Source organism: Aquisalimonas asiatica (assembly GCF_900110585.1).
Classification (GTDB): domain Bacteria; phylum Pseudomonadota; class Gammaproteobacteria; order Nitrococcales; family Aquisalimonadaceae; genus Aquisalimonas; species Aquisalimonas asiatica.
Genome location: NZ_FOEG01000004.1, coordinates 423,749 through 433,083, shown reverse-complemented (window position 1 = coordinate 433,083; position 9,335 = coordinate 423,749). Strand labels below are relative to the sequence as shown.

The 9,335-nt window shown below is 67.5% G+C and carries 12 protein-coding genes; 5 read left to right on the top strand and 7 right to left on the bottom strand.

Annotated elements, in window-relative coordinates:
- From BMZ02_RS11960 to BMZ02_RS11940, 5 genes are all read right to left on the bottom strand, one after another.
- Positions 1 to 394, bottom strand: a 394-nt coding sequence (locus BMZ02_RS11960; RefSeq protein WP_171909913.1) for an MJ0042-type zinc finger domain-containing protein, incomplete at its 3' end; no start/stop codon positions are given.
- 27 nt (positions 395 to 421) lie between these two features.
- Positions 422 to 1,306, bottom strand: a complete 885-nt coding sequence (prmA, locus tag BMZ02_RS11955; RefSeq protein WP_091644019.1) for a 50S ribosomal protein L11 methyltransferase — start codon at positions 1,304 to 1,306, stop codon at positions 422 to 424.
- 10 nt (positions 1,307 to 1,316) lie between these two features.
- Positions 1,317 to 1,649: a hypothetical protein gene (locus BMZ02_RS11950; RefSeq protein ID WP_245754020.1), complete on the bottom strand. Its 333-nt coding sequence runs from the start codon at positions 1,647 to 1,649 to the stop codon at positions 1,317 to 1,319.
- Positions 1,650 to 1,849: 200 nt separating this feature from the next.
- A complete protein-coding gene (gene ppa / locus BMZ02_RS11945; protein ID WP_091644108.1) occupies positions 1,850 to 2,383 on the bottom strand; it encodes an inorganic diphosphatase in 534 nt (177 codons plus the stop codon).
- Between the two features lie 79 nt (positions 2,384 to 2,462).
- Positions 2,463 to 3,725, bottom strand: a complete 1,263-nt coding sequence (locus tag BMZ02_RS11940; protein ID WP_091644016.1) for a 6-phosphofructokinase — start codon at positions 3,723 to 3,725, stop codon at positions 2,463 to 2,465.
- A 207-nt stretch (positions 3,726 to 3,932) separates the two neighbouring features.
- Here BMZ02_RS11940 and BMZ02_RS11935 point away from each other — a divergent pair, with 207 nt between their 5' ends.
- The 4 genes from BMZ02_RS11935 to BMZ02_RS11920 are packed head-to-tail and all read left to right on the top strand — an operon-like array spanning position 3,933 to position 7,056.
- The gene (locus BMZ02_RS11935; protein WP_091644013.1) at positions 3,933 to 4,418 is read left to right on the top strand and encodes a hypothetical protein; all 486 of its coding nucleotides are present in this window, start codon (positions 3,933 to 3,935) and stop codon (positions 4,416 to 4,418) included.
- Positions 4,419 to 4,451: 33 nt separating this feature from the next.
- The gene (gene mpl / locus BMZ02_RS11930; RefSeq protein WP_091644011.1) at positions 4,452 to 5,825 is read left to right on the top strand and encodes a UDP-N-acetylmuramate:L-alanyl-gamma-D-glutamyl-meso-diaminopimelate ligase; all 1,374 of its coding nucleotides are present in this window, start codon (positions 4,452 to 4,454) and stop codon (positions 5,823 to 5,825) included.
- Complete coding sequence (locus BMZ02_RS11925; protein WP_091644008.1) at positions 5,822 to 6,442, top strand: flavin prenyltransferase UbiX; 621 nt, start codon at positions 5,822 to 5,824, stop codon at positions 6,440 to 6,442. Before mpl ends, BMZ02_RS11925 begins: the two co-directional genes overlap by 4 nt.
- A gap of 5 nt (positions 6,443 to 6,447) precedes the next feature.
- Positions 6,448 to 7,056 (top strand): LON peptidase substrate-binding domain-containing protein, encoded by a 609-nt coding sequence (locus tag BMZ02_RS11920; protein ID WP_091644005.1) that lies wholly within the window; start codon positions 6,448 to 6,450, stop codon positions 7,054 to 7,056.
- A 9-nt stretch (positions 7,057 to 7,065) separates the two neighbouring features.
- Here the strand turns inward: BMZ02_RS11920 and hemL are convergent, their stop codons facing one another.
- Both hemL and thiE read right to left on the bottom strand, forming a co-directional pair.
- Positions 7,066 to 8,352 carry a glutamate-1-semialdehyde 2,1-aminomutase gene (gene hemL, locus BMZ02_RS11915; protein ID WP_091644003.1) on the bottom strand — a complete coding sequence of 429 codons (1,287 nt, stop codon included), beginning with the start codon at positions 8,350 to 8,352 and terminating at the stop codon, positions 7,066 to 7,068.
- Between the two features lie 81 nt (positions 8,353 to 8,433).
- Positions 8,434 to 9,063, bottom strand: a complete 630-nt coding sequence (gene thiE / locus BMZ02_RS11910; RefSeq protein WP_091644000.1) for a thiamine phosphate synthase — start codon at positions 9,061 to 9,063, stop codon at positions 8,434 to 8,436.
- A 92-nt stretch (positions 9,064 to 9,155) separates the two neighbouring features.
- Here thiE and BMZ02_RS11905 point away from each other — a divergent pair, with 92 nt between their 5' ends.
- Positions 9,156 to 9,326, top strand: coding sequence for a rubredoxin (locus tag BMZ02_RS11905; RefSeq protein ID WP_091643998.1), 171 nt, complete (start codon positions 9,156 to 9,158; stop codon positions 9,324 to 9,326).
- Positions 9,327 to 9,335 lie beyond the last annotated feature (9 nt).

Genomic DNA, 9,335 nt, shown 5'->3' with positions numbered 1-9,335 from the left:
CCGGCTCGGGTTCCGGCTCGGGTTCCGGCTCGGGTTCCGGCTCGGGTTCCGGCTCGGGTTCCGGCTCGGGTTCCGGCTCGGGTTCCGGCTCGGGTTCCGGTTCCGGTTCCGGTTCCGGTTCCGGTTCCGGTTCCGGTTCCGGTTCCGGTTCCGGTTCCGGTTCCGGTTCCGGTTCCGGTTCCGGTTCGGGCTCGGGCTCGGGCTCGGGCTCGGGCATGGCATCAGCGAGCCTGTCGGGGAGGTCCATGGCAAGGCGGCGGCGGGCATCGAAGGTCTGCAGGCAATACCCGCACTGCACCATTCCCTCGGCCTGGAACAGCTCGTCGTCGATGCGGAACACGGTGGCACAGGTCGGGCATTGCGTGTACATGGAAACCTTAGGAGCATGCCCCATGGCGGTCCTCGCCGAATTATGCCCGTGTCAGGTGTCGCGCCGCACCCCGGTCAGCAGCGTCCAGCCATCCTGGAACCGGGGCGCGTCGAACGCCACATGCGAGGCATAGGCCGCGATCACCGTATCGGCCTGCTGCTCGAGGATACCGGACAGCGCCACGCGCCCACCGGGCCGCACCAGTGCCATGAGGCGCGGCACCATGTCGATGAGAATGCCCGACAGTATATTGGCCACCAGCAGGTCCGCCACCGGAGGGTCGGGCTGGTCGTGACGCAGCAAGTGCAGACGGTCGGTGACCCCGTTCCGCTCGGCATTCTCGCGACTGGCCACCAGGGCCTGCGGGTCGTTGTCCACACCATGGGCTTCCGGCGCCCCGAGCAGCAGCGCCGCAATGGCCAGTATGCCGGAACCACAACCGTAATCGAGGACCCGCGTGTCCGCCAGCGGCTGCGCGTCCAGCCACCCCAGGCACAATGCGGTGGTGGGGTGGGTGCCGGTACCGAACGCCAGCCCGGGATCCAGCTTCAGGTTGACGGCCTCCGCATCGGGGGGCGGATGGGTGCTGGGACACACCCAGAGGCGGGAGCCAAAACGCATGGGCGCGAAGCTGTCCATCCAGGCCCGCTCCCAGTCCTGGTCGGGCAGTGTTTCCTCACGCCACGCCTCGATGGCGCCGGCGCCAAGGGCCTGCTCGAGCCCGGAACGGATCCGGGGCAGGTCGGCGTCACCGTCGAACAGCGCCAGAACAACCACATCCTCCCATAGGGGGCTGGTACCGAGATCCGGCTCAAGAACGGGCTCTCCGCCCGGATCCTGAAAGGTGACGGAGTAGGCACCACGCTCGAGCAGTATGGATTCGGCCCGTGCACAGGCCGCCGCCGGCAGCGTGCACCGGATCTGACGATGATGCATAGGATGATCCCTATTCGCCGCGTGCGACCAGATCCGCCGCCTGCGCCCGGGTGAAGAACTCGCCCTGACGCTCGAACCCGGCTTCAAGCGACGTTTTCACGCAGGTGACGTGCCCGGATTCACTGCGCTCGGTCACGACTTCGGGTGGCAGGCCATCGAGGCAGTGGAAAGGACAGGGCGCCCCGCTGGCATTGAGAGACGGATACACCGTGCCGGTCTCGGCATCCTTGAACGCTGGCCGGAATCCCAGGCAGCGATTGTTCTCGCTGACACCGCCGGTGGAGCGATAGGCCCGGTTTTCCTCTTCGAGACGCTGCTTGCCCATGACCTCAGCCATCGCCATGAAGCTCACCCCGCCTATCCGGTTGCCGAGACCAGGGGTGCCAGCGAACAAACTGCCACCCCCGCCTTGGTGCACTGCAATAAAGCACCGATTATAGGCCTGCTGCAATCCGTGTCCACCCCTGCGGAATTCCGTTCCGCGCACTGGACATGACTCCATGGCACCACAGGTGGGCACGGATTGCACGCCCGTGATGCGTCTCAGGCGCCGGCGTTGTGGCGCTCCACCGCACTGAGCAGCTCCTGGCGAGCGGCGTCAGCCCCTTTCCAGCCATCCACGCGGACCCACTTGCCCTTCTCCAGGTCCTTGTAATGCTCAAAGAAATGCGCAATCTGCTCGAGCAGGATCGGCGGCAGATCCGAGGGTTCCTGGACGTTGTCGTACAGCGGCGAAAGCTTGCTGATCGGCACGGCGATGATCTTGGCGTCCTCACCGGCTTCGTCGGTCATCTCCAGCACGCCCACGGGCCGGCAGCGGATCACGGATCCGGGCACCAGGCCGAACGGCGCGACCACGAGGACGTCGGCCGGGTCGCCGTCGCCGCACAGCGTGTGGGGCACATAGCCGTAATTGCAGGGGTAGTGCATGGCGGTGGCCATGAACCGGTCCACCAGCAGGGCGCCACTGTCCTTGTCCACTTCATACTTGACCGGGTCGGCGTTCTGCGGAATCTCGATGATGACGTTGATGTCGTCGGGCACGGACTTGCCGACCGGAATGTTGTCCACGTTCATGATGAACCCCTCGCGTTTGCTTGTGACTGATTCCGCGGCCGTGACCGGCCGCGGATTGCGGCGCATTGTACAGAAAACGTCAGATATCGAACGGCGTGCCCAGCAGCCGGGGGACGGAGACGTTCTTGAGCGTGATGTACGTGGGCAGCCCGTCCCGGTACGGCGGATAATCCTCCCCCTGGATCAGCGGCCGCAGGTAGCGCCGCGCCGCGTCGGTAATGCCGAGCCCATCCTCGGTGATGTACTCGGCGGGCAGCTTGCGCTCGATGTTCGCCACGTCGCTGAGCGGCGCGGCACCGATCTCCCACTGGTAGGGGTCGTCGGCCTTGCGCACGATGGTGGGCATGATGGCGTTCCGCCCTTCGATCGCCATTTCCACGGCCGCCCGCCCCACCGCGTAGGCCTGGTCCACATCGGTCTTCGAGCCGATGTGGCGGGCGGCCCGCTGGAGGTAGTCGGCCACGGCGCAGTGGTACTTCAGGCCCAGTTCGTCCTTGCACATCTGCGCGATCACCGGCCCGACGCCACCCAGCTGGGTGTGGCCGAAGGCATCCTGGCTGCCGCCATCGGCAATGAACCCGCCGTTGGCATCACGCAAGCCCTCGGAGACCACGATCACGCAGTAACCGAAACGGTCCACGCTGTCGCGCACGCGCTCCAGAAATGCCGGCCGGTCGAAGGCCACCTCGGGCAGGAGAATCACGTGGGGCGGATCACCGGAGTGGTCGGCCGCAAGCCCCGCCGCGGCGGCAATCCAGCCGGCATGACGGCCCATCACCTCCAGCACGAACACCTTGGTGGAGGACTCGGCCATGGAGCGCACGTCGAGCCCGGCCTCCAGGGTCGACACGGCCACGTACTTGGCCGTGGTGCCGAAGCCAGGGCAACAGTCGGTCACCGGCAGGTCGTTGTCCACGGTCTTGGGAATGCCCACGCAGGTAATGGGGTAGCCCATGCGCTCGCCCAGCTGCGAGACCTTCAGCGCCGTGTCCTGGGAGTCACCGCCGCCGTTGTAGAAGAAGTAGCCGATATCGTGGGCGGCGAAGACCTCGATGAGCCGCTCGTACTCGAGCCGGTTCTCTTCCAGCCCCTTGAGCTTGTAGCGGCAGGAACCGAACGCGCCGGCCGGCGTGTACCGCAGCGCGGCGATGGCTTCAGCCGATTCCTGACCGGTGTCGATCATGTCTTCCCGGAGCGCGCCGATGATGCCATTGCGGCCCGCATAGACGTGACCGATCTGGTCCGGGTGCTGACGCGCGGTCTCGATCACGCCGCAGGCGCTGGCGTTGATAACGGAGGTGACGCCGCCGGACTGGGCGTAGAAGGCGTTCCTCGGAGGCATGGACTGGTCCTCGCTGGATTGAGCTGTCGCGGTGGTGAAAAGCGCCGCAAGGATAGCTCAAACTGTCACCATACCGAAATCCCGGCCGGCCAATCAGTTGATCCAGGGGCCCGGACCCCGGACTGCCGGACGCGCAACGCCATGACACACCGGCCCGGAAGGTGGGTAGAATCCGGGGGCGAACGCCGCCGCCGGGAAGGAGTCAGCATGACCGATCTGTTTCGCACCCTGGTGCGCATCTGCCTGTTCCAGACAGGTCCCCAGGATCTGCCGGCGGCAACATCCATCCTGGCCACGCTGATTGCCCTCGGCTGGGGCGCCAGCGTCCTCGTTCTGGAACAGCTGGGGACGGCCGGGCCAGTGGCGCTGGAAGTGACGTTCGCAACGGCCTTTGCGCTCCTGTTCACGTGGCTGGCCCTGCAGCTCCGGCGGCTGCCCAACCGCTTCGTCCAGACCGCCTCCGCCCTGTTCGGCACCGATCTACTGTTACTCATTCCTGCCGCACCGCTGCTGCTGGCCACGACCGACGGCGACACACCGCCGCTGCAGTTCGCCCTGCTGGCCCTGTGGCTGTGGAGCATCGCCATCAAGGGCCACATCTTCCGGCACGCGCTGGACCTCCCGATCAGCGGTGGTATCGCCGTGGCGGTGCTGTATACGCTGTTATCCTTGTTCCTCACCGGCGGGGCCTGAACCAGACACTACCTGACAAGAGACGAGCACCCGATGCACGTACACATCCTCGGAATCTGCGGCACGTTCATGGGCAGCCTGGCACTGCTCGCCCGGGAGGCGGGCCACACGGTCACCGGCTCGGACCGTGGCATCTATCCGCCCATGAGCGATCTGCTCGCCGCCCAGGGCATCCAGGTCACACCGGACGACGACGCCGGGCAACTGGACCCGGCCCCGGACTGCGTCATCATCGGCAACGCCCTGTCACGGGGCCACCCCATGGTGGAGGCGGTGCTGGAGCGCCGCATCCCGTATACGTCGGGCCCCCAGTGGCTGGCTGACAACCTGCTGCACCAGCGCTGGGTGCTGGCCGTGAGCGGCACCCACGGCAAGACCACCACGGCGGGCATTCTCGCCTGGCTGCTGGACGACGCCGGGCTGGACCCGGGTTTTCTGATCGGCGGTGTCCCGGGCAACTTCGATGTCTCGGCCCGCCTCGGCACCAGCCCCTTCTTCGTGATCGAAGCGGACGAGTACGACAGCGCCTTTTTCGACAAGCGCTCCAAGTTCGTGCATTTCCGCCCGCAGACGCTGGTGGTGAACAACCTCGAGTTCGACCACGCGGATATTTTCCCGGACCTGGAGGCCATCCAGCGGCAGTTCCACCACCTGGTGCGCACTGTGCCGGGCAACGGCCGCATCATCGCCCCGTTGCAGGATGCCGGGGTGCGCGACATGCTGGCGCTGGGCTGCTGGAGCGAGCTGGAAGCCATGGATGACCCGCACGGCTGGCATCTGGTACCGGCCGACGGCGGCTACGCCGTGGCCGAGGGGACGACCGACCACGGCCGGCTGAACTGGCATCTGCACGGGCAACACAACGCCAGCAACGCGCTGGCGGCACTGCTGGCAGCCCGCCACGCCGGTGTCCCCATCGCCCAGGGGCTCGCCTCGCTACCCGGCTTCCGGGGCATGCGCCGGCGCCAGGAGCTGCGCGGCGAGATCAGCGGCATTCGCGTGCTGGACGACTTCGCTCACCACCCCACCGCCATCCGCGCCACCCTCGAGGCACTCAAACCGGCGCGTCAGGGGCGTCTGCTCGCGGTGCTGGAGCCACGCTCGAACACCATGCGCCTGGGCACGCAGCGCGCCGCCATTCCACCGGCCATGACGGCAGCGGACAGTGTGTTCCTGTTCCAGCCCGAGGGCATCGACTGGTCGGTGAGTGAACTGATGGCGGCCATGGAGGCGCCCACGGACTGGTCCGACGACCTGGACACGCTCGTCGCGCGCATCGTCGCCGACGCCAGCCCGGGGGACACCATCGTGGTCATGAGCAACGGCAGCTTCGGCGGCATCCACGACCGACTGCTCCAGGCGCTCGCGGCCCGATACACCGCCGACGACACGGGAGCACGACCATGACCCTGCGCGACCAGGGCGTCACCCTCGCCTTCACCGGCGCATCCGGCGCCCAGTACGGGCTACGCCTGCTGGCCTGCCTGCTGGCCGCCGAACGCCCGGTGCAACTGCTCATCTCCGACCCGGCACGGGTGGTCATCGGCCTGGAAACCGATGAACAGCTGCCGGGGCGCAACCGCGAAGCGGCCCGGTACCTGGCGGAGCGCTTTGGCGCCCGGGAGGGACAGCTCCAGGTGCTCGGCCAGAGCGAGTGGACAGCGGCGTGCGCATCGGGCTCGGGCGCACCACGGCGCATGGTGATCTGCCCGTGCACCACCGGCACGCTGGCCGCCCTGGCCGCAGGCACCAGCAACAACTTGATCGAACGGTCAGCCGACGTCATTCTAAAGGAGCGCGGGGAACTCATCCTGGTGCCGCGGGAGATGCCGTTCTCCACCATTCACCTGGAGAACATGCTGCGACTGAGCCGGGCGGGCGCGACGATCATGCCGCCTAGCCCCGGGTTCTACCATCACCCCGAGCGCATCGAGGATCTGGTGGACTTCGTCGTCGCACGCATCCTGGACCACCTCGAAATTCCACAGGACCTGATGCCCCGCTGGGGCGAACCACGCGGATAGCGGTGATGAGCGAGCGGCACCCGAAGACATTGCAGAACATTCCCATTTTTCCGCTGCGCACGGTGCTGTTCCCGGGCGGCCCCATCCCGCTGCGCATTTTCGAGCCGCGTTACCTGGACATGATCAGCCGCTGCCTGCGCACCGACTCGCCGTTCGGCGTCTGCCTGATCCGGGAGGGACGGGAGGTGGGTGGTGCATCCACACCTCATCCCCTGGGCACGCTGGCGCGTATCGTGGACTGGGAACAGGGCAAGGACGGCCTGCTTGCCATTCTTGCCCTGGGGGGCGACCGCTTCGAGATTACCGAGACCTGGCTGGCCCCGAACCGGCTCCGCATGGCGGACGTTCTCACCCTGCCCGCCCCGGAGCAGATCACCCTGCCCCCGCAGCCGGACGACATCGTCGAGCTGCTGGACCGGGTCATGGCCATGACCAGTCTCGGTTACCAGCACTGCACCCGCCGGGACCAGGATGCAGAATGGCTCGGCGGCCGGCTGGCGGAGCTGATGCCCGTCACCCTGGAGCGCAAGCAGCAGCTGCTGGCCATGCACGACCCGCTGGAGCGGCTGCAGGCGCTGCAGGAGCTGTTGCCCCAGCTGCGCCTGCCCGCGTAGCCGCGGCGGTCAGTCTCCCAGGTTCTGCATCACCCGGGCAGCCATGTCCAGGGTGAGTTCCACCACGTCGTCATCGTGCGCCGTGGAGACGAAACTGGCCTCGAATGCCGCGGGCGCCAGGTAGACACCGTTCTCCAGCATGCCGTGGAAGAACCGGCCGTAACGTGCGGTATTGCTGTCCACCACCTGCTGGTACGTGCGCACGGGGCCGTCCTCGGTGAAGAACAGGCCGAGCATGCTGCCCATGTGGGTGACCTGCAGGGGAATGCCCGCGCGCTCCGCACGCTCGCGGAAGCCATCGGCGAGCACCCGGGTGGTGGCCTCCAGCGCCTCGAAGGTGCCCGGGCGCGACAGCACCTCCAGGGTCTTCAGGCCAGCGGCCATGGCCACCGGGTTCCCCGCCAGCGTCCCGGCCTGGTAGACGCCCCCCAGGGGCGAGAGGTGTTCCATGATCTCCCGGCGGCCACCGAAGGCCCCCACCGGCATACCGCCACCCACCACCTTGCCGAGGCAGGTGAGGTCCGGGGTGATGCCGTAACGGGCCTGGGCACCGCCCAGGTGCACCCGGAACCCGGACATCACCTCGTCGAAGATCAGCACACTGCCGTTACGGGTGCACAGATCCCGCAACCCCTGCAGAAACGCCGCGTCCGCCGGCACCATGTTCATGTTGCCGGCCACCGGTTCCAGGATCACGGCGGCGATCTCCTCGCCGTACTCCGCGAACGCCTGTTTCACGGCGTCGAGATCGTTGTAGCTCAGAGTAATGGTGTCGGCCACCACCGCCTCGGGGACACCGGGCGAGGTGGGATTGCCCAGGGTCAGCGCACCGGAGCCCGCCTTCACCAGCAGCGCATCCACGTGGCCATGGTAGTTGCCCTGGAACTTGATGATCTTGTTGCGCCCGGTGTAGCCGCGCGCCAGCCGCAGCGCGCTCATGGTGGCCTCGGTGCCGGAGCTGACCATGCGCAGCAGCTCCATGGACGGGAAATGCACCTTGATCTGCTGCGCCATGCGCGTCTCGGCCTCGGTGGGCGCGCCGAAGCTCAGGCCGTGGGCCGCCGCCTGCTGCACGGCCTCGACCACCTCCGGGTGGGCGTGGCCGAGGATCATCGGCCCCCAGGAGCAGACGTAATCCACGTAGCGCTGATAATCCTCGTCGTAGAGGTAGGGGCCCTGGGCGCGGCGCATGAACACCGGCGTGCCGCCAACGCCCCGGAACGCCCGCACGGGTGAATTGACGCCGCCGGGAATGTGCTGGCTCGCGGCCTGGAACAGGGTCTCGGAGTGTTTCATGGGTTGACGGTCCTCCCGCTGGAGCAGTCGGTGAATGACGCAATGGGTGCTACCCGCCAGTGTACCAGCCGTATCCGGCGGTCAGTGGTACAGCGCCGCCAGCCTGGCGGCGGCACGCTCCGGGGACGCGGCCGCGAACACCCCGCTGATCACGGCAACGGCATCCACGCCCAGGGACACCAGCGGCTGGGCATTCTCGGGCGTGATGCCGCCGATGGCCACCACCGGTTGCCGGTAACGCGCCACGGCGGCGGCCAGGGTGTCGCGGCTGACCGGCGGCGCATCCGGTTTGGTGGGCGACGGGTAGGCACGGCCGAACGCCAGGTAGTCCGCTCCCGCCGCGGCCAGTGTGTCCGCCCGCGCCAGCGAGTTGTAGCAGGAGACCCCGATCAGCGTGCCGGACGGCAGGACCGTGCGGGCCTGCCGCAGACCGGCGTCGTCACGCCCCAGATGCACAGCGGGCGCGCCGACGTACAGTGCCAGGTCCACATCGTCGTTGACCACGAACAGCGCACCGTAGTCGCGGCACAGCGCCAGCAACCCCGCCGCTTCGCGCCGACGCCGCGGCGTGTCCTGGCTCTTGTCACGGTACTGCAGCACGGCGGCACCACCACGCAACACGGCCTCTGCACGCTCCAGCAGCGCATCCGCCGGCTGCAGCGTGGCATCGGTTATGGCGTAGAGGCCGCGCACGGCACCGGCATCAGCCATCGTCTCGATCTCCTTCCCGGCGGCGGGATTGGAGCCCGCCAGACGAACAGGTAGAGTAACGCCCTCCCGACACAGGCATCAGGGCAGGAAACATGGAATACAAGTCTTACATGTGCGTGGTCTGCGGCTGGATCTACGAGGAAGAAGACGGGCTTCCCGACGAGGGCATTGCCGCCGGCACCCGCTGGGAGGACATCCCGGATACCTTCGTCTGCCCCGAGTGCGGGGCAGGAAAAGCGGATTTCGAGATGATCGAGATCTGACGCCCTCCC

Bases quoted from the DNA above. Each gene is read 5' to 3' on its own strand.
- BMZ02_RS11905 (WP_091643998.1), top strand. From the start codon at position 9,156: ATGGAATACAAGTCTTACATGTGCGTGGTCTGCGGCTGGATCTACGAG.
- hemL (WP_091644003.1), bottom strand. From the start codon at position 8,352: ATGAAACACTCCGAGACCCTGTTCCAGGCCGCGAGCCAGCACATTCCC.
- BMZ02_RS11935 (WP_091644013.1), top strand. From the start codon at position 3,933: ATGACCGATCTGTTTCGCACCCTGGTGCGCATCTGCCTGTTCCAGACA.
- prmA (WP_091644019.1), bottom strand. From the start codon at position 1,306: ATGCATCATCGTCAGATCCGGTGCACGCTGCCGGCGGCGGCCTGTGCA.
- BMZ02_RS11920 (WP_091644005.1), top strand. From the start codon at position 6,448: ATGAGCGAGCGGCACCCGAAGACATTGCAGAACATTCCCATTTTTCCG.
- BMZ02_RS11940 (WP_091644016.1), bottom strand. From the start codon at position 3,725: ATGCCTCCGAGGAACGCCTTCTACGCCCAGTCCGGCGGCGTCACCTCC.
- ppa (WP_091644108.1), bottom strand. From the start codon at position 2,383: ATGAACGTGGACAACATTCCGGTCGGCAAGTCCGTGCCCGACGACATC.
- BMZ02_RS11925 (WP_091644008.1), top strand. From the start codon at position 5,822: ATGACCCTGCGCGACCAGGGCGTCACCCTCGCCTTCACCGGCGCATCC.
- thiE (WP_091644000.1), bottom strand. From the start codon at position 9,063: ATGGCTGATGCCGGTGCCGTGCGCGGCCTCTACGCCATAACCGATGCC.
- mpl (WP_091644011.1), top strand. From the start codon at position 4,452: ATGCACGTACACATCCTCGGAATCTGCGGCACGTTCATGGGCAGCCTG.
- BMZ02_RS11950 (WP_245754020.1), bottom strand. From the start codon at position 1,649: ATGGCGATGGCTGAGGTCATGGGCAAGCAGCGTCTCGAAGAGGAAAAC.